The sequence below is a fragment of the Proteus sp. G2674 genome, from assembly GCF_009915195.1.
GTDB lineage: Bacteria > Pseudomonadota > Gammaproteobacteria > Enterobacterales > Enterobacteriaceae > Proteus > Proteus mirabilis.
In genome coordinates this window covers 62,759-80,255 of sequence record NZ_JAABLS010000038.1, presented here as the reverse complement: position 1 = coordinate 80,255, position 17,497 = coordinate 62,759, and the positions used below count along the sequence as shown (strand labels likewise).

Sequence of the window (17,497 nt, the reverse complement as noted above, 5' to 3'; positions counted from 1 at the left end):
GTTATCACGTATAAAAATAATGTATAGAATGATGGTTTTTATAATTTTAGTAATATGTTTTTAGCCAAATTACCAATAATAAAAACTAATTAACTGCACATTACTATGCATAAAAAACAGTAATATGAATGATCAATAAGAATCCATTATAGTCACATAAAATGTGATTTATAATGGTAAAGAGGTTGACTATCCATACGCTGGTAATATGCAAACCACGTGATGGATGCCAATAGAGAGATTATCTTTGAGCGTTGAAAAGATTAAAATCAAAACATGAACGATGTGAAAACATCATTATATGTGTAATACGTCTTATATGTGGCCAAAATCGATTATTATTTTCCATTTTCGCATCCGTTAATTATTAAGACCTATATAACAACTATAAATCAATATAATTAAATATCCGAATTAAACTGTGATGCAGATCAATATATATCATTTTAAGAATAGTTTTGTCTTTAATTAATGCATTGCTTGTTAATTATTTGTTGTTTTGTTTTAAATAATGGAACTTACAATTAATATAGTCGCTAAGTCTATATTATAAATAGTAATATAATAAATATAAAATATTTTCATTGTGAATCTATGTGGTAGTTGTTTATATAAACATAATCAATTTTTTTATTTTGATTATTAATATGGTGTATATTCCCTTTATCAAATTATTCGTGTAGTCATAAAACACTTTAAGACGTTTTTATCATGTGTGCCGTAAAATCCATTTTTCAGGGGGGATATAAGGTATAGTTTTCCGGCTAACTCAGTTTCTTTTGTCATAGACCAAAGGATAATGATATCTATAAAACAACTTCAAGCCTTCAAATTCCAATTAATATTAAATGGTCAGTAGGAGGGAAATATGCGATGTTTCGCAGGAGCTTGTCGCTTTGTTTTCAATCGTGCGTTAGCGCTTTAGAATGAGGTTCTGATATTGAGACTCGAGAAGACAAGAAGTACAGTTAGTACTGCTTGTAGTCATAGTGGAAAAGAAGTGACCTTTGTTACTCCAAAAGGAAAAAACATCAGATCATCGCAGAATGAAGTTTTTAATACTTTATTGAAGTCAATAAAATAAATATTTATTGGATGCAGAAAGAGAGAGTTTAGGCTCTCTTTTTGTATATCTATGGCGTAAATAGTGTGTTTTTATTACAAAATTAGTTTCTGATTACTCAATTTTTTTATAGGAATGACCATTTTTGTAACAGTAGAGGGTTTTAAGAAGTATTTATAAAGGGCGTGATAAATAGTAGTAACGAAATTTGAAAGGAAGAATGCTTTGTTAATTTTTCACATAAGATTAAAAAGTAAAAGGAGAACCTAAGTTCTCCTTTTGATATTTCTCTACGACAACAATATGTGTTGAAGGATTAGCCGCTGCCTAATCGACTGATACTTGCTCTTTACAAGCTGACCTCAGTCAGGTGCTTACGCGGGTCTCATCTGGATTTTAAGAGCGGGGAGACTCAAGCACACTCTATAACGCCTTTATACCCGTTTATCTTGATATTATCAAGTTTTTTGTTTTGTTTTTTTATTGAACTGAATAGGCAGATAGCATGTATAATGGCATTTGGATACTGTTGTGCAATGATATCCCTAGCTGTAGTTAATGTTGTTCCTGTAGCCATAAGATCATCGACAAGTAATATTCTGATTTTTTCAGTATTGGATGATGCTTGTGTGTTTAAAACAAATGGTGGAAATATATTCCTAAATTCAGTAGGGATACTTTTTAGTGAAAACCCTCCTTTAAGTCCAACTTCTTTTGCTTGTAATTTAATTTTGAAACTAAGACTTTTAGCCTCTTCAATATTAATATCTGCTTTATCGAGAAGTTGAAAAGCATTATCGACTGTTATTTTTCTTAAAATATCAGTTAAATATGTGGCATTAAATTTTTTTGCTAAACGTTTTGCGATAATAGGGCTAATATTATGGGCTGAAGGCATTGATATTATTAGTTGATACCCTTTAGGTTCTAATTCCATAAGTTTATTGCAAATAATTTTGAAGCTATCATTGAGTTTTTTTATGCTAGAAATATTTGTATATAAATCATCCTTTTTTTTCAAAGCATAAATTAAAGGACAATTATCCCCCAGTTGACGTTGTTTTCTATTACGTCTTCTTTTACCTGAAAGGAATTGTCTTTTAAAAATAGCATAAACTTTTAAGCCATCTGTATAATCAATAGTTGGATTCCCTTCAGACTGAGTTATTAGCCAGTCGGGGCAATTATGATCAACAATAACACATTGCTCTTGAATTATTAATCCCATAAATACATATGCTAGTCCGAGAAGAGAAGGAAAGTATAACAGAGAGAAAATAGCAGAGCTATATTAAAATAAGGCAATGTATTATTTAGAATATATTATTACATTAATAATTTAATTTATTAAGTTAAATAAAAATAGATTTATATATTTTTAAATATAATAATTGTTAATCGAAGTCCAGACTTTCATAACACACTATGAATTACTAATATATTGACAATATAATCTAGAGGTTATAATGACTTATGTGGGAAATACTAACGAGAGATTTGTTTGATTCTTGGTTTGAAGAACAAGATGAAGAGATACAAATTGAAGTATTGGCGGTGTTAATGATTTTTGCGTGAGGATGGCCCTAATCTTGGTCGCCCTCAAGTTGATACACTAAAAGGTTCAAAATATCCGAATATGAAGGAACTGAGAATTCAGGTTGGTGGTCATCCGATTAGAGCGTGTTTTGCATTTGATCTCATTCGCCGTGGTATTGTGCTATGTGCTGGTGATAAAAAAGGAAAGATGAAACTCGTTTCTATAAGAAATTAATCAAAATAGCCGATGCTGAATATACTGCACCTCTATTAGAGCAGGAGAAATAACATGTCCACTTTGGGTAAACTACTTAAAAAACAATCAGCCGAAGTACTGGCAAAAATTGAAACCCGAGCAGAAGAAATTCGCCGTGAAATCACACTCGATAAAATTCGTGAGGAATTAAACCTTTCGCAAACAGAGTTGGCCCAATCGCTTGGTATTTCTCAACCCTCTATAGCTAAGCTTGAGAATGTTGATAACGATCCAAAGCTATCAACGTTAAAGCGCTATATAAAAGCTTTAGGTGGCGAACTTTCTATAGATGTGACGTTACCAAATGGTAAGCGCATAGGGCTGCATCTTTAATGACATATTTAATTGATATAAGGTATGAAAGTGTTGATAACTTGCGAGATATACTTGAAGCGGAATTGATGTGATAAGAATAACAGGAGGAGTATCTAGATTTGACAGTGATTAGGAAAGAAAGTAAAAGAGACAAATAAAAAAAAACAGCCTTGATTGAGCAAGACTGTTTATTTAAAGCTTTAAATAACATTTTAACAACAGATAATCTGCGTAAACTTATGTTTTAGCTTTTGTTTGCCCTCTCAGTGACTTAACTCACTGACGAACAAAAGAAATATGGTGCCCGGACTCGGAATCGAACCAAGGACACGGGGATTTTCAATCCCCTGCTCTACCGACTGAGCTATCCGGGCAACGGGGCGTATTAAACCCGATCTCACCGTCTTCGTCAACGTTATTTATCACAAAACTGTTCAATCGCTGTTTTTTTAATCTTATTGATTAATAAAAGACTCTTTTTTTCACAAAATGAGTAAAAAGAGTACTGAAGTGATTTTTGTTGTCGCAGAGCAATAAAGAAAAAATGTAGCGAAGTGAACAAAAGTAGGGCAATGATAACAAAAAAAGCTTACCCAAATTGATTGGGTAAGCTTTATTTTTAAACATAATAATGGTTAACGATAGTTACGTTGCGCGGTGCTTACCTTTTCAAGATAACGCCGTGATTGGTCGGCCGGATGTTTATTGCGCAATGTCGTATAAACTTCCGTCGGTGCTAAGTTGTTAATCATCGTGGCTGCTTTTTTCTTATCACTGTGGAAGATGCGTAACACACTACCCGCACCACCATTATAAGCCTGTATCACCGCATAGCGACGAGAAACGGGATCTTTAATGTCACCTAAGTAGCTATTTTGTAATATCGAGATATACGCTGTACCAACATCGATATTATTCGCCGGATCAAATAAGTAACTGCGACTTGGCTGCCCTGATTTACCTTGCATACGAAATACATCTCGTCCGGCTGTTGCTGGCATAATTTGCATTAAGCCTAGTGCATCAGAGCTACTTACCGCATAGGGGTTGAAGCTGGATTCAATTTGCATAATGGCAAGGATCAGTGAAGGTTCAACACCATACTTGGCCGCGGCTTGTTGTACATAAGGTAAATATTTATGTGCACGTTTATCTAAGTGGTTAGGTACTAAGTTAATAGTGACATACCAAATAGTGTTCAGCCCTGATTGACGCTTTTGTAATTTATTGGCAATTAGATAATCTGCAAATTTATTTGCTCGCCACTCCCAGCGTATAGGCTGCCCTGTATTATCAAGTACTTGTCCTAATAAAAAAGGCTCTGTACTGTGGGGAATATTATTTACATCAGAGTAGAGGTCGATAGAGCCGGGATCTTCTCCCATAAGCAATGTCGTGACAATCGCTTTATGTAATTGGAATTGAGGCGCGTCACCCCCTAGGGTTTCTATAGTGATAGTACCCGCTTCAAAATTAATATGGCTACGAGTTCTATAAGCGTCCGTATATTTTACGTAGTCTTTAGGGCCTGCGATTAATACTTCCTGCATTCCCCAAATCATCTCGATATTATTGGCAAATTGTCCCATTAATATATCGAAGGCATTGGTGTCTTTGCTGTAATCAGGCTCAAAAGTTTTAGTGGGTTTACTACTACATGAGATGAGTAGAGGGGCGATAATCAGCAAGAGAAGGATTTTTTTCATGGTCTATTGCATCGCTCTGGTGAATAAAACTCCAGAGCCGTAATGGCTCTGGAAAATGGATATTATTTTTCAGGTGGTGTGTAGCCGTCAATATGAACATCGTGGCCTTCAAATAAAAATCTTACCATCTCTTGTTCTAATAATTTGCGATCGTCAGGATTCATTGTGTTGAGTTTTTTCTCATTGATAAGCATGGTTTGCTTTGCCATCCATTGATCCCAAGCTTCTTTAGAAATCTCATTGAAAATGCGTTTTCCAAGCTCTCCTGGATATAACTGAAAATCAAGTCCATCCGCTTCTTTATTTAGGAACGTACAAAAAATAGTTCTACTCATAATAAATCCTCAAATATCGCCGGTATTAGCTTAGGCTAATTGTCTAAGTAAATTCTCTACAGGTGCCGCAAGCCCTACGCTTGCCGGGGTTTGTAAGTTATACCAAAGTCCTTGTTGCGCCTCCATCAGAGAGGTAAACGTGGAGAGTTTTACGCAAATTGGTACTATATCTAAATGAAAATGGCTAAAAGTATGTCTAAATGAAATTAATTGCTCAGTTTTGTTATTTTCAAGACCATGTTCAGCTAGCCACTGTTCTAAAAGCATTTTTGTTTCAAACTGAGGAAAGGCGAACAGTCCTCCCCATATTCCTGCTGGTGGTCTTTTATCTAACCAGACCAGATTATCATATTGTAAAATAAGAAAATAAGTTGTTTTTTCAGGAATAGCCTTTTTAGGTTTTTTCCCCGGATAATCCGCCCAACTATGGTGAGCATAAGCAATACAACCTGTATTTAAAGGGCAAAGTTCGCATTTTGGTTTTGTTCGCGTACAAACCATTGCCCCTAAATCCATCATTGCTTGATTAAAATATTCAACCCCTTTGGTTGGGGTGACTTGTTCACTGATTTCCCATAATTTATTTTCAACTTCTTTTTTACCCGGCCAACCTTCTACAGCATAACAACGCGCTAAAACACGTTTTACATTGCCATCAAGAATAGGATAAGGCTTTTTTAGTGATAGCGATAAAATAGCCCCTGCTGTAGAGCGTCCCACACCCGGTAAAGCACAAACGTCCTCAAAGGTATCAGGAAACTGTCCTTGATGCTTATCTACAATGTGTTGTGCCGCCTTATGTAAGTTTCTGGCGCGGGCGTAATAACCTAAACCCGTCCATAAATGTAGCACCTCATCAAGTGGCGCTTTCGCTAATGCGCTAACATTCGGAAAACGCGCAATAAAACGCTCAAAATAAGGGATCACCGTGGCAACTTGAGTTTGTTGTAACATCACCTCAGATAACCAAACGTGATAAGGCGTTTTTTCTTGTTGCCAAGGTAATGTTTTGCGCCCGTATTTGTGATACCAGTCGAGTACGACTTGCGAGAACTGCTGTGCTTCCATCATATTTTATTTTTAACTCAGATCTGTATAAGGGTAAGATTGCACCACAGAGAGCATAAACTGTAAACACCCTTAATATTTATCTTATAGAGTGATGCTTATATAGGTGACTCTTGCTAAAATTGGCTATCTTTGGATAATGTCGCTTAAATGTATACTATAACGACATTATAACGTTATTAAGTTAATAATTGGCCTAACGACTGACAGTATTAGACATGATCAAGAATGTAATTTCTCCGGAATTCAATGAAGAAGGGCGTGCTTTACGACGCGTTCGTAGTTTTGTTCGCCGACAAGGCCGTTTAACTCCTCGTCAGGAACAAGCATTAGAAAAGCAATGGCCTATCTTTGGCATTGAATATCAACCGGAACCTATCGACTTCAGTCAGGTTTTTGGACGTAACGCCCCTGTTGTTTTAGAAATTGGTTTTGGAATGGGCGCTTCGTTGGTGACTATGGCAAAAAATTCGCCAGAAAATAATTACTTTGGTATTGAGGTACATGCCCCCGGTGTAGGTGCTTGCCTTGCCAGTGCACAAGAAGAGAATATCTCAAATCTGCGAGTTATGTGTCATGATGCGATAGAAGTACTCAATCACATGATCCCAGATAATAGTTTACAGATGGTTCAGTTGTTTTTTCCTGATCCATGGCACAAAGCGCGTCATAATAAACGTCGTATTGTGCAAGTACCATTTGCAGAGTTAATTTTAACTAAATTAGCGCCAAACGGTGTTTTCCATATGGCAACAGATTGGGAACCCTATGCAGAACATATGCTTGAAGTTATGACAAGTGTTGATGGATATCAGAACTTATCAGAAACTCAGGATTATGTACCACGACCAGAAACACGCCCCGTGACTAAGTTTGAACAACGCGGTCATCGTTTAGGGCATGGAGTATGGGATCTTATGTTTAAGAGGGTAAAATAATGGCTAAACAACGTAGTCGCCGTTTACGCAAAAAAATGCGTATCGATGAATTTCAGGAATTAGGTTTTTCAGTTAAATGGACGTTCCCAGAAAATACCCCTATTGAGGAGGTCGACAGCTTTGTTGATGACTTTATCCTTAATGTGATAGAGCCAAATGGGCTGGCATTTGATGCGAGTGGTTATCTGAGTTGGGAAGGCCTGATCTGTCTACAAAAAATTGGCAAATGTACCGAAGAGCATCGTCAATTAGTAGAAAACTACTTAAAAGAAAAAAATATGCAAGATGTACAGACCTCTGAACTATTTGACGTTTGGTGGGACTAATAAAAAGTTATACATTTTTAGCAAATAATCACAAGGGCATCCAACAGGATGCCCTTGTCTGTCTAGGGAATCAGCTGTGACTACAACGTTATCTAACGCATTATTGTCAGATATATTGCAACAAATTCGTCCTTTAATTGGGCAAGGAAAAGTAGCAGATTATATTCCTGCTCTCGCTCAAGTACCTGCTAATCAACTGGCTATGGCCGTGTATACAGTTGATGGTGAGCTTTATCAAGCGGGTATGGCCGATAAACGTTTCTCTATTCAGTCTATATCAAAAGTACTTAGCTTAACCCTTGCGTTAACACGTTATGATGAAAGCGAGATTTGGCAACGAGTAGGCAAAGAGCCTTCAGGATTACCTTTTAATTCGTTAATCCAGTTAGAAATGGAAAAAGGGATACCACGTAATCCTTTTATCAATGCTGGAGCGATAGTGATTACGGATATGTTGCAATCGCGATTAAGCGCGCCAAAACAGAGAATGTTAGAAGTTATTCGTGCACTGACGAATACAGCTGATATTTGCTATAACACCGTTGTGGCAAAATCAGAGATGGAACATTTAAGTCGCAATGCTGCCATTGCCTATCTGATGAAATCGTTTGATAATTTTGATAATGATGTTATCACCGTATTAGAAACCTATTTTCACTATTGCTCGATTGAAATGAGTTGTGTAGAGCTTGTTCGTTGTTTTAGCTACTTAGCGAATCAAGGAATATGTGTTGGAAGTAAAAATCAGATTATTACGCCAAGACAAGCCCGACAAATAAATGCGTTAATGTTAACTTGTGGTATGTATGATGGTGCGGGAGAGTTTGCTTTCCGTATCGGTATTCCCGGTAAGTCTGGGGTGGGAGGCGGTATTATTGCTGTGGTTCCTGATGCCTTTACTGTAGCAGTATGGTCACCAGAGTTGGATAAATCCGGTAACTCATTGGCGGGGTGTGCTGCCCTTGAATTATTAGCAAACAAAGTAGGGCGCTCAATATTTTAAGTGGCTGTAGACGCCAATAATGCGCAATGTTAGGTAAAAAAGTAGTTCAATACGCTTCTAGGAGAGCGATTATGGGATTTAAAAAGTTGGTCGTTGCATTGGTTTTTGTCGCAAGTTCAGCCACTGCTGCACCCAGTTTTGACTGTGCTGTCACGCCAAAAGATGATTTACGTATTACACCTGAATTTGTTGAAGTGGCCGGCTCTAATGGTTTACTTGTCATTTATCCCGATGGCACGTTACTGCGTGATGAAAAGGGCGTCACACTAACCCCTGAGCAACAAGCTATTGCGAAAAAATATCAAGCGACAGTTAGGCAAGATATCCCTTGGTTAAGAAAAGAGACGGGAATTAAATTACAAGAGTCAAGAAAAGTACTGGATAAAGTTGTTATTGAAGCCTTTGGGCAAGATAGCCGTATTTTAAAGCGCTTAAGTGACTTAGAAAAAAATCTTAATCAACAAATGGATACTGTTATTTCGCTCAAGCCTGATAATGTCACATTCCATGCTCAAGCGATTAAACAGGTCGAAACCAAAGGGCGAGAAATAATTGAGAGTAGCCTTGGGGGGATGTTGCAAGATAGCATTAATGAATTAGGTCAAAAACAATTACTAGCTGCTGCGAGTGGTGATAGGAAAAAAGCCTTAAGTGGATTATTAGGTAATCTTGATGGTTTTCAGCAAATCATCGAAAAAGAATGGAAGCAACAAGAAGCTTCATTTAATCAATTTGGGCAGCAGGCATGTAATAAAATCACCCAAATGGAAAACCAACGTGTCGAATTGATAAATTCACTAAACAAATAGCTTTATCCTTATAGTAAATAAGAGTTATAGATTGTTGATTCACAATAGTTGAAAATAACAATGAAAATCATTCTTATTCAATTGACATGTAAAGTAAGCTGTTTAGAATGCCCTGCTTAAGTATTCCACTTAAACAGGGCTAAATTCATGAAAAAGATCCTTGCGTTAGTTACTGCCTCTCTTCTGTCAGTTAGCAGTTTTTCTGCATTAAGTAATACCTCAGTTACATACCAGCCTAATCAAATTGTTGAACAGCAAAATGATAAAGTTGTTATCAAGCACCTATTAGGTGAAACCGCAGTATCTAAAAATCCGTCTAAGGTTGTACTGTTTGATTTTGGTCTATATGACTCTTTAGTTGCATTAGGTTTAGCGGATAAAGTGGTTGGTTTACCATTAGGAAATGCACCTGAATATATTAAAGGGCGTATTGCGAATGATGTAGCTAATGTTGGGGGAATGAAAGCCCCTGATTTTGAGAAACTCGCTGAGCTTAAACCTGATTTAATTATTATTACCGGTCGTCAAGGCGCTTCTTATGAGAAACTCACAAACATTGCCCCCACGATTAATTTAGGCGCAAATAGTGCGAATTATCTTGATTCAGTGGAAGCGAATATTCAATTAATAGGTGAATTATTTGATAAGCAACAAGCTACTCAAGCACAATTAGCAACATTGAATACCGTGATTGAACAGGCTCAGAAAAAAGCGGCAGGATCAGATAAAAAAGTGTTGGTCTTACTGCACAATGCAGGCAATTTAATGCCCAATAACCAAAGCGTGATTTACGATGTGGTTAAAGCGAAGAAAGCAGAATTACCACCTGTTGCTGAAGAAGAGAAAGGCAAACGTCGCGTGGTTACTTCTGAAATGATCGCCAAAGTAAATCCGGATGTTATTTTTATTATCGATCGCAGTGAAGCCATTGGTGCCGGTAAATTAGAGAAAACCACCTTTGAAAATGATGAAGTGAAAACAACTTCTGCTTATAAAAATGGTGGTATTGTTTATCTGCAATCTGATCTTTGGTATCTCTCTGGTGGTGGATTAGAAAGTCTTACTCAGCAAATTGAAGCGGTACAAAGTGCACTTTAAAATCAGTGATAATGTTTATAAGCGCCGATAAATAAATTATGCCCATAGTGTAAATGAACAGTATGGGCATTTGTTTATTGACGAAATAAGTGAATTTTCGTATTAAAGAAAGAGTTCAAGTAATGAATTAAGAAACAGTTTACCGTGGGGCGTTATCTGCCAATGGGTTTCTGTTTCACTGATATAACCTAATGCGAGTGCCTCATCAATTTGTCTACGGATAGTCTCTTGTGCAAGCCCCGTGTAGTCGCTAAAATCTTGCCGAGGAAAAGCTTCTAATAACCGAAAACGGTTCATAAAAAATTCAAATGGACGGTCATCATTATCAACCCAATTTTGCTGGTGAAGATAACGTCCTGCCATAAAACCTTTAGGATGTTTGGTTTTTACCGTTCTCATAATTCGGCCATCGGCAAAACTTATTTTTCCATGAGCACCACAGCCAATACCTAAATAATCCCCAAAACGCCAATAGTTTAGGTTATGTTGACATTGAAAACCTGGCTTACAATAAGCCGATGTTTCATATTGTTGATATCCTGCTGCGGTAAGTAATTTGTCACCTTCAGAAAAAATATCCCACAACATATCATCATCAGGTAATTTAGGCGGACGGGAGCCAAATTGTGTATTGGGTTCAATAGTTAATTGATACCAAGAAAGATGTGGGGGAGATAAAGCGATTGCTTGCTGTAGATCTGAAAGTGCTTGAGATAATGATTGGTCAGGTAAGCCATGCATTAAATCAAGATTAAAGCTACGTAAGCCTAACTCTTTTGCTAGTCTCGCGGCATTTTTAGCTTCATCGGCATCATGAATGCGCCCTAAGCGGATCAGTTTATCATTACCAAAACTTTGTACGCCAATGGATATACGGTTAATTCCCGCACGTTGAAAACCGGCAAATCGTTCAGCTTCAACCGTACCAGGATTGGCTTCCATAGTAATTTCAGCATCAGGAGCAACGGCTATGCGCTCTTTTACGCCATACAGTAAATCAGCCATTGATTCAGCACTTAATAGGCTTGGCGTGCCACCACCAATAAAGATAGTTTGCACTTCACGAGAGCCAACATGAGTAAGATCAGCATCTAAATCATTGAGCAGATGTTGCACATATTCCTGATGTGGAACTTCGCCTTTTAAGGTGTGAGAATTAAAATCACAATAAGGGCATTTTTGTACACACCAAGGAATATGAATATACAAACTTAATGGTGGTAACTTAAGCATTCTTAAGTGCATCCAACATTAGTTTTAGTGCTTTACCACGGTGAGAGTATTGATTTTTTTGCTCTTTGGTTAACTGTGACGCAGTGCAATTTAGCTCAGGGATAAAGAAAATAGGATCATAACCAAATCCACCATCACCTTGCATTTCTTGAGTCAACACACCTTGCCAAATACCATGGAAAATTAGCGGAGTGGGATCGTTTTCATGGCGTAGATAAACTAACACACAGTTAAACTGAGCTTGACGTTTCTCTGCGGGAACATCTTTCATTGCTTCGAGTAATTTATCTACATTTTGCTGATCGGTTGCCTCAATACCAGCATAACGAGCAGAGTAAATTCCCGGAGCACCACCTAATGCATCAACCGAGATCCCTGAATCATCAGCTATAGCCGGTAAACCTGTTACTTTGGCAGCATGACGCGCCTTAATTAGTGCGTTTTCTACAAAAGTAAGACCGGTTTCTTCAACTGAGCCAACACCTAGCTCAGTTTGTGCGACAATATCTAAACCAAAATCAGCGAGTAATGAGGCTAACTCTGTTACTTTGCCGGGGTTTCCAGTAGCAAGAACCACTTTTTGCATATTATCTTCCTTAGTAAAGTGTCATGGTGATTAGCCACTGTAAAACATCTACACGTAAATAATTAAGGGCATAAAGGATCAGGATAACAATCATGGCTGAGAAATCTAATCCTCCCATTGCCGGAATAACACGGCGAATTGGGGCCATTAAAGGCTCAGTTAATTGGAAGAGTAGATGATCGATAGGATTACGTCCTTGGCTGACCCAACTGAGAATTGCGCGGATGATAATCATCCAAAAAATAATCTTACCTGCTGCGGTGAGTAATTCAATAAATGCGAAGGGTAGGACTAAAGAAAACGGAATAGCACCACCTGCTCCGGATAAGTAAGAAGGGAGGATAATTTCTAATAACACTAAAACATATGCCAAGATGACCGAAGCAGTATCAATAGAGCCAATAGAGGGGATAATTCTTCTTAATGGACGCACAACAGGTTGGGTAATTTTAACCACAAATTGTGAAAATGGATTATAAAAATCAGCTCTTACACATTGCATCCATACACGAAGTAGTAGCACGGAAATATAGAGTTGAATAAGAGTCAGAATGACGAAATTTAAAAAGTTCATTAGTTGGCCCTGATGAAATTAAAACTGTTTTTCCATTTCTTGCGCTCGTTTAATCGCCGCTTGCATCGCTAAAGCAACATTCTCAGGTAATTTACCTGCATAGAATTGTGCCAATGCTGCAGCTGTTGTGCCACCTTTTGACGTTACTTGTTCACGTAATGTTGAAAAAGGTAAGCTATTTTGTTTTTCAGCTAATGCAGTAGAGCCACTGGCTGCTTGTTGTACAATAGCTCTTGCTACGTCGGCTGAAAAACCTAAGCGCTCGGCTTCTTGTTGCATAGATTCCATAAACAAGAAGAAATAAGCAGGCGCACTACCCGCAACGGCGATAATATCATTGATAGCTGATTCTTGCTCTACCCAAACCGTCGTACCGACACTTTTCATTAACGCATCAGCAAATTGTTTATCTTCAGGGGTAATAGTGTTTTGAGCAAACATACCGCTTAACCCTTTGCCAACCAGTGCTGGGGTATTTGGCATGATGCGGATCAGTCGTAGCGAAGTGGCTAAATAATCATTATAACGAGAAGCTGGAATACCCGCGGCAATGGTTAGCACTAATTTTTGACTAAAATCGATATGTTGTAATGGCTTACAAACTTCAGCCATCATTTGTGGTTTGACGGCTAATACGATGACATCGGCATTTTCAACAGCACTGATGTTGTCGCAAGTACTCTGTATGGCAAACTCTTTTTCTAAAGGCTCACGTCGAACCTCAGAAGGTGAACTTACCGTAATGTTTTTTGCGGGATAACCCCCATTAACCAGTCCTGCAATAATAGCGTGTGCCATATTTCCAGCACCAATAAAAGCGATATTGCGATGTTCCATACTAATTTAACCTCTTTTTTATTTATTGGCGTAATCACGAGCGCCAAAAATGGCCGTTCCAATGCGTACCAGTGTTGAGCCACAGGCAATTGCTGCTTCCATATCACCAGTCATTCCCATCGACAATGTATCAATATCGGGGTACTGATTTTGTAACTGTTTAAATGCTTGATGCATTTTTTCTAGTACCTCGACTTGCTTGTTATAGTCATTTTCTGGGGCAGGAATAGCCATTAGTCCGCGCAGTTTGATCCCTGGCAGAATGGATATTTGTGCAGCAAGGCCATCAAGCTCGGTAAGAGAGATCCCTGATTTACTGTTTTCATCACTAATATTTATTTGGATCAAAACATTGAGTGGCGGTAACGTAGTTGGACGTTGATCACTTAATCTTTGCGCTATTTTTAATCTATCTATGGTATGGCACCAGGCAAAATGTTCAGCAACAAGACGTGTTTTATTGGACTGCAATGGGCCAATAAAGTGCCAAACTAAATTTTTGTTTTCAGCAAAATAGCTAATTTTATCTACACCTTCCTGCACATAGTTTTCACCAAATTCAGTTTGTCCACATGCAATTGCTTTTTCGATATCGCTCACAGGCTTAGTTTTACTAACTGCAAGTAGGGTTATTTCGTCTGGAGAACGCCCGCATTTTTGCGCTGCGGTGTCAATGTGAGACCTGACATTGACGAGATTCTGTTTAATAGTATTCATGGCAACTCAGGAGATAATAAGATGAATATGGAAAAATTAATTATATATAGTGTAAAGCATAATGCTTCCGATCTGCACCTTTGTTGTGGCGATGTGCCACGATTACGGATCAATGGCGTACTTTATCAACAAAATCAATGTAAACCTATTACTTCTGATACGCTACTCAAATGGATAACACCTTATCTGACCACAGCGCAATTGCAATTTTTTGGTAAGGAGGGGCAAGTTGATACGGCGATAACTCTTGCTGAGGGGCAGCGCTTACGAGTGAATTTATTTCGCCAACAATTAGGGATATCCGCAGTACTAAGAGTGATAAATTCACAACTCCCGACATTAACATCACTACGCGTACCAAAATCAATCACTGCATTATTAGATAATGTTTCTAATGGACTCATTTTAGTGACGGGAGCAACAGGGAGTGGTAAATCATCCACATTAGCGGCGATGATTGATTATCTCAATCAGCATAAGCGTCAGCATATTCTTACTTTGGAAGCGCCAATAGAGTTTATTTACACCAATAAGCAAAGCATTATCCAACAACGTGAAATAGGGCGCGATGTACAAAATATAGCGAGTGCAATAGAAGCTGCATTACGCCAAGATCCTGATGTAATTATGCTAGGGGAATTAAGAGATCTAGAAAGTATTAAAATGGCATTAATTGCGGCTGAAACGGGGCATTTAGTACTAGCAACATTACATACACAAGGCGTTGTTCAAACGTTAGAGCGTGTCACTAATGTATTTTCATCCAATGAACGACAATGGATCTCGGTACAATTAGCTGGGAGCTTAAAAGCAATTATTTCTCAGCAATTGGTTCCTGCAACACAAGGCGGGCGTGTTGCTTTGTTTGAAGTGATGTATATGACGCAGGGGATTGCACATCTGATCAGAGAAGGGAAATATCATCAAGTGACGACATTAATGCAAACTGGGTTTGAATATGGTATGCAAACCTTCACTTTAAGTCGCCAACAACGTCAATATGAAGGTTTGCTCAATGAGCACATCAATGAAGAAAATTAATACTGCCGTTCAAACCAGCTTTCTAAAATAATAACGGCAGAGGTTGCATCGACACTACCTTTATCTAAAGAACGATACCCTCCTTGTTCAAAAAGGTGAGCACGGGCTTCGACTGTGCTAAGGCGCTCATCATGTAAGGCGATTTGTACGCCAAAGCGTCCATGTAAGCGATTGGCAAATTTTTTGGCTTGGGTAGTTACTAGCTGTTCTGTGCCGTCCATATTAAGAGGCAATCCCACCACCACTAAATCCGGTTGCCATTCTTTAATGATTTTTTCGATTTGACTCCAATCTGGAATACCATCTTTAGCTTTAAAGGAGGCTAATGGCCTTGCTGTCCCTGTGACTTCTTGACCTATTGCGGCTCCAATACTTTTGGTGCCAAAATCAAACCCCATTACCGTTCTATTTGACATTATGCATGACCAGCCGTTGGTGAAATTGTGTGGATATCGATACCAATTAGTTCGGCGGCTTTATGCCAACGCTCTGCAATTGGGGTATCAAAAATGATTTGTGGGGTTGCTTCAACGGTAAGCCAACTATTTTCTAAAATTTCTCTCTCAAGCTGGCCTTTTTCCCAACTGGAATATCCTAATGAGACTAAGGTTTTTTCAGGCTGTCTTGCTGTGCCTAATGTTTCTAGCACATCTTTTGATGTGGTGATCATGGTGCTATCGCTGATTTTAATACTTGAGCTAAAACCAGAAACAGGGGTGTGTAAGATAAAACCATGCTCTTCCGCTACAGGGCCACCAGACATAACTGGTTTTTGTAAGCTAATCGCACTATCTCTATCTGCTGAGAATATTTCCAACTGCTCTAAGACACTTTCAATAGAGATATCTTCAATCGGCTTATTAATAACTAAACCCATTGCACCGTTTTCATTATGTTCGCAAACATAGACGACCGAGCGTTGAAAGAGCGGATCGCTTAATGATGGCATAGCAATAAGAAAATGGTTGAGTAAATTCATAATAGTAATACTGTTCTCTGATTGTTTTTATTAAAAAACCTAGCCCTATTGATAATGTTTAATATAAGGGCTAGGTAAAGACTTTTAAACCTTAAAACACATCGTTTAAAAATTAGTTTTTCTTGTTAAGGCGAGCTTCAATAGCATCCATTAACATACCTGTAATAGAAATCTCAGGATAAGCCGCTTCAATCTCACGTGCACAAGTCGGGCTTGTAACATTAATTTCCGTTAAACGATCGCCAATAACATCTAATCCAACAAAAATAAGGCCTTTTTGTTTTAAGATAGGTGCTACTTGGCGTGCAATTGCCCAATCGCTTTCTGTTAATGGACGCGCTTCTCCACGGCCACCAGCGGCTAAGTTACCACGGGTTTCACCTTTGGCAGGGATACGAGCTAAACAATAAGGAACCGGCTCTCCATCAACTACCAGAATACGTTTATCACCATCAACAATTTCTGGTAAGAAATTCTGTGCCATACAGAAACGGTGACCGTGCTCTGTTAAGGTTTCGATAATAACACCGACGTTTGGATCATCTTTTTTCAGGCGGAAAATAGAGGCGCCACCCATACCGTCAAGTGGTTTAAAAATCACATCACCATGTTTTTCATGGAAAGCGCGAAGGTGTTTGGCTTCTCGAGTGACTAATGTGTTTGGCGTTAATGATGGGAACCATGCTGTAAACAGTTTTTCATTACAATCACGTAAGCTTTGTGGTTTATTAACAATTAAAGTCCCCATATCTTCAGCACGTTCAAGAATATAGGTAGCATAGATAAATTCGGTATCGAATGGGGGATCATTACGCATTAAAATAGTATCAAGGGAGCCTAACGCAATATCCTGCTCTTGACCAAATTCAAACCACTTTTCAGGGTTTTCTTCTACACTTAACAGACGTGTGTGAGCACGGGCTTCACCTTGATTAAGATAAAGATCGTTCATTTCCATATAATGGATTTCCCAACCACGGCGCTGTGCTTCGAGTAACATGGCAAAGCTGGTATCTTTTTTAATTTTGATGGATGAAATAGGATCCATCACAATACCTAATTTAATCATTATTTCTC

20 protein-coding genes, 1 tRNA gene and 2 pseudogenes are annotated in these 17,497 nt (G+C 38.2%); 9 read left to right on the top strand and 14 right to left on the bottom strand.

The window, feature by feature from the left end:
- Positions 1-241: 241 nt before the first annotated feature.
- Complete coding sequence (gene speFL, locus GWI58_RS14745) at positions 242-349, bottom strand: leader peptide SpeFL (RefSeq protein ID WP_107034653.1); 108 nt, start codon at positions 347-349, stop codon at positions 242-244.
- 459 nt (positions 350-808) lie between these two features.
- Here speFL and GWI58_RS14740 point away from each other — a divergent pair.
- Positions 809-919: pseudogene (locus tag GWI58_RS14740) on the top strand (helix-turn-helix domain-containing protein); the annotation flags it as partial.
- A 556-nt stretch (positions 920-1,475) separates the two neighbouring features.
- Here the strand turns inward: GWI58_RS14740 and GWI58_RS14735 are convergent.
- Positions 1,476-2,291, bottom strand: coding sequence for a phosphoribosyltransferase (locus GWI58_RS14735; protein WP_161769306.1), 816 nt, complete (start codon positions 2,289-2,291; stop codon positions 1,476-1,478).
- Between the two features lie 245 nt (positions 2,292-2,536).
- Here GWI58_RS14735 and GWI58_RS14730 point away from each other — a divergent pair.
- Together GWI58_RS14730 and GWI58_RS14725 are read left to right on the top strand one after the other, a co-directional pair.
- Positions 2,537-2,887, top strand: a pseudogene (locus GWI58_RS14730) (type II toxin-antitoxin system RelE/ParE family toxin).
- A gap of 1 nt (position 2,888) precedes the next feature.
- Positions 2,889-3,188, top strand: coding sequence for a helix-turn-helix domain-containing protein (locus GWI58_RS14725; protein ID WP_094959633.1), 300 nt, complete (start codon positions 2,889-2,891; stop codon positions 3,186-3,188).
- Between the two features lie 280 nt (positions 3,189-3,468).
- Here GWI58_RS14725 and GWI58_RS14720 read toward each other — a convergent pair.
- The 4 genes from GWI58_RS14720 to mutY all read right to left on the bottom strand — a co-directional run bounded on the left by GWI58_RS14720 (position 3,469) and on the right by mutY (position 6,282).
- Positions 3,469-3,544: transfer RNA gene (locus GWI58_RS14720), tRNA-Phe, on the bottom strand.
- Positions 3,545-3,805: 261 nt separating this feature from the next.
- Complete coding sequence (gene mltC / locus GWI58_RS14715) at positions 3,806-4,876, bottom strand: membrane-bound lytic murein transglycosylase MltC (protein WP_036972226.1); 1,071 nt, start codon at positions 4,874-4,876, stop codon at positions 3,806-3,808.
- Positions 4,877-4,938: 62 nt separating this feature from the next.
- Positions 4,939-5,211, bottom strand: coding sequence for an oxidative damage protection protein (locus GWI58_RS14710; protein WP_161769305.1), 273 nt, complete (start codon positions 5,209-5,211; stop codon positions 4,939-4,941).
- 30 nt (positions 5,212-5,241) lie between these two features.
- Positions 5,242-6,282: an A/G-specific adenine glycosylase gene (gene mutY / locus GWI58_RS14705; RefSeq protein WP_049196496.1), complete on the bottom strand. Its 1,041-nt coding sequence runs from the start codon at positions 6,280-6,282 to the stop codon at positions 5,242-5,244.
- Between the two features lie 215 nt (positions 6,283-6,497).
- Between mutY and trmB the strand changes: the two genes are divergently transcribed.
- The 5 genes from trmB (at position 6,498) to GWI58_RS14680 (ending at position 10,453) form a co-directional block, all read left to right on the top strand.
- Positions 6,498-7,217: a tRNA (guanosine(46)-N7)-methyltransferase TrmB gene (gene trmB, locus GWI58_RS14700; protein WP_004244835.1), complete on the top strand. Its 720-nt coding sequence runs from the start codon at positions 6,498-6,500 to the stop codon at positions 7,215-7,217.
- Positions 7,217-7,543, top strand: a complete 327-nt coding sequence (locus GWI58_RS14695; protein ID WP_004244834.1) for a YggL family protein — start codon at positions 7,217-7,219, stop codon at positions 7,541-7,543. The genes trmB and GWI58_RS14695 overlap by 1 nt, the downstream gene beginning before the upstream one ends.
- 76 nt (positions 7,544-7,619) lie before the next feature.
- Entirely contained in the window at positions 7,620-8,546 is a 927-nt protein-coding gene (gene glsB / locus GWI58_RS14690; protein WP_004247376.1) for a glutaminase B, read from the top strand.
- A gap of 71 nt (positions 8,547-8,617) precedes the next feature.
- A complete protein-coding gene (locus GWI58_RS14685) occupies positions 8,618-9,355 on the top strand; it encodes a DUF2884 family protein (protein ID WP_161769304.1) in 738 nt (245 codons plus the stop codon).
- Between the two features lie 147 nt (positions 9,356-9,502).
- Positions 9,503-10,453, top strand: a complete 951-nt coding sequence (locus tag GWI58_RS14680; protein WP_049196499.1) for a siderophore ABC transporter substrate-binding protein — start codon at positions 9,503-9,505, stop codon at positions 10,451-10,453.
- 102 nt (positions 10,454-10,555) lie between these two features.
- On the opposite strand, the gene hemW is transcribed toward GWI58_RS14680, so the two are convergent.
- Genes hemW through GWI58_RS14655 form a run of 5 tightly spaced genes read right to left on the bottom strand, consistent with a single transcriptional unit; the run spans position 10,556 to position 14,400 of the window.
- Positions 10,556-11,686 carry a radical SAM family heme chaperone HemW gene (hemW, locus tag GWI58_RS14675; protein ID WP_004244830.1) on the bottom strand — a complete coding sequence of 377 codons (1,131 nt, stop codon included), beginning with the start codon at positions 11,684-11,686 and terminating at the stop codon, positions 10,556-10,558.
- Positions 11,679-12,272 (bottom strand): RdgB/HAM1 family non-canonical purine NTP pyrophosphatase, encoded by a 594-nt coding sequence (rdgB, locus tag GWI58_RS14670; RefSeq protein WP_161769303.1) that lies wholly within the window; start codon positions 12,270-12,272, stop codon positions 11,679-11,681. The genes hemW and rdgB overlap by 8 nt, the downstream gene beginning before the upstream one ends.
- A 10-nt stretch (positions 12,273-12,282) precedes the next feature.
- Positions 12,283-12,846 (bottom strand): YggT family protein, encoded by a 564-nt coding sequence (locus GWI58_RS14665; RefSeq protein WP_004244828.1) that lies wholly within the window; start codon positions 12,844-12,846, stop codon positions 12,283-12,285.
- Positions 12,847-12,864: 18 nt separating this feature from the next.
- Positions 12,865-13,683 (bottom strand): pyrroline-5-carboxylate reductase, encoded by an 819-nt coding sequence (proC, locus tag GWI58_RS14660; RefSeq protein WP_004252280.1) that lies wholly within the window; start codon positions 13,681-13,683, stop codon positions 12,865-12,867.
- 18 nt (positions 13,684-13,701) lie between these two features.
- On the bottom strand, positions 13,702-14,400 hold the full coding sequence (locus GWI58_RS14655) for a YggS family pyridoxal phosphate-dependent enzyme (protein ID WP_004244825.1): 699 nt from the start codon (positions 14,398-14,400) through the stop codon (positions 13,702-13,704).
- Between the two features lie 21 nt (positions 14,401-14,421).
- On the opposite strand from GWI58_RS14655, the gene GWI58_RS14650 reads away from it, so the two are divergent.
- Positions 14,422-15,441, top strand: a complete 1,020-nt coding sequence (locus GWI58_RS14650) for a type IV pilus twitching motility protein PilT (protein ID WP_094959636.1) — start codon at positions 14,422-14,424, stop codon at positions 15,439-15,441.
- Here the strand turns inward: GWI58_RS14650 and ruvX are convergent.
- The 3 genes from ruvX to gshB all read right to left on the bottom strand — a co-directional run bounded on the left by ruvX (position 15,438) and on the right by gshB (position 17,489).
- Positions 15,438-15,857, bottom strand: coding sequence for a Holliday junction resolvase RuvX (gene ruvX / locus GWI58_RS14645; RefSeq protein ID WP_004247382.1), 420 nt, complete (start codon positions 15,855-15,857; stop codon positions 15,438-15,440). The genes GWI58_RS14650 and ruvX overlap by 4 nt on opposite strands.
- Entirely contained in the window at positions 15,857-16,420 is a 564-nt protein-coding gene (locus GWI58_RS14640) for a YqgE/AlgH family protein (protein ID WP_004244821.1), read from the bottom strand. Before GWI58_RS14640 ends, ruvX begins: the two co-directional genes overlap by 1 nt.
- A 112-nt stretch (positions 16,421-16,532) precedes the next feature.
- Positions 16,533-17,489, bottom strand: a complete 957-nt coding sequence (gene gshB / locus GWI58_RS14635) for a glutathione synthase (protein ID WP_161769302.1) — start codon at positions 17,487-17,489, stop codon at positions 16,533-16,535.
- Between the last annotated feature and the right edge of the window lie 8 nt (positions 17,490-17,497).

What these genes read in the sequence shown, in the direction of transcription:
- speFL (WP_107034653.1), bottom strand. Translation starts at nt 349, where the DNA reads ATGGAAAATAATAATCGATTTTGGCCACATATAAGACGTATTACACAT.
- GWI58_RS14735 (WP_161769306.1), bottom strand. Translation starts at nt 2,291, where the DNA reads ATGGGATTAATAATTCAAGAGCAATGTGTTATTGTTGATCATAATTGC.
- GWI58_RS14725 (WP_094959633.1), top strand. Translation starts at nt 2,889, where the DNA reads ATGTCCACTTTGGGTAAACTACTTAAAAAACAATCAGCCGAAGTACTG.
- mltC (WP_036972226.1), bottom strand. Translation starts at nt 4,876, where the DNA reads ATGAAAAAAATCCTTCTCTTGCTGATTATCGCCCCTCTACTCATCTCA.
- GWI58_RS14710 (WP_161769305.1), bottom strand. Translation starts at nt 5,211, where the DNA reads ATGAGTAGAACTATTTTTTGTACGTTCCTAAATAAAGAAGCGGATGGA.
- mutY (WP_049196496.1), bottom strand. Translation starts at nt 6,282, where the DNA reads ATGATGGAAGCACAGCAGTTCTCGCAAGTCGTACTCGACTGGTATCAC.
- trmB (WP_004244835.1), top strand. Translation starts at nt 6,498, where the DNA reads ATGATCAAGAATGTAATTTCTCCGGAATTCAATGAAGAAGGGCGTGCT.
- GWI58_RS14695 (WP_004244834.1), top strand. Translation starts at nt 7,217, where the DNA reads ATGGCTAAACAACGTAGTCGCCGTTTACGCAAAAAAATGCGTATCGAT.
- GWI58_RS14685 (WP_161769304.1), top strand. Translation starts at nt 8,618, where the DNA reads ATGGGATTTAAAAAGTTGGTCGTTGCATTGGTTTTTGTCGCAAGTTCA.
- GWI58_RS14680 (WP_049196499.1), top strand. Translation starts at nt 9,503, where the DNA reads ATGAAAAAGATCCTTGCGTTAGTTACTGCCTCTCTTCTGTCAGTTAGC.
- hemW (WP_004244830.1), bottom strand. Translation starts at nt 11,686, where the DNA reads ATGCTTAAGTTACCACCATTAAGTTTGTATATTCATATTCCTTGGTGT.
- rdgB (WP_161769303.1), bottom strand. Translation starts at nt 12,272, where the DNA reads ATGCAAAAAGTGGTTCTTGCTACTGGAAACCCCGGCAAAGTAACAGAG.
- GWI58_RS14665 (WP_004244828.1), bottom strand. Translation starts at nt 12,846, where the DNA reads ATGAACTTTTTAAATTTCGTCATTCTGACTCTTATTCAACTCTATATT.
- proC (WP_004252280.1), bottom strand. Translation starts at nt 13,683, where the DNA reads ATGGAACATCGCAATATCGCTTTTATTGGTGCTGGAAATATGGCACAC.
- GWI58_RS14655 (WP_004244825.1), bottom strand. Translation starts at nt 14,400, where the DNA reads ATGAATACTATTAAACAGAATCTCGTCAATGTCAGGTCTCACATTGAC.
- GWI58_RS14650 (WP_094959636.1), top strand. Translation starts at nt 14,422, where the DNA reads ATGAATATGGAAAAATTAATTATATATAGTGTAAAGCATAATGCTTCC.
- ruvX (WP_004247382.1), bottom strand. Translation starts at nt 15,857, where the DNA reads ATGTCAAATAGAACGGTAATGGGGTTTGATTTTGGCACCAAAAGTATT.
- GWI58_RS14640 (WP_004244821.1), bottom strand. Translation starts at nt 16,420, where the DNA reads ATGAATTTACTCAACCATTTTCTTATTGCTATGCCATCATTAAGCGAT.
- gshB (WP_161769302.1), bottom strand. Translation starts at nt 17,489, where the DNA reads ATGATTAAATTAGGTATTGTGATGGATCCTATTTCATCCATCAAAATT.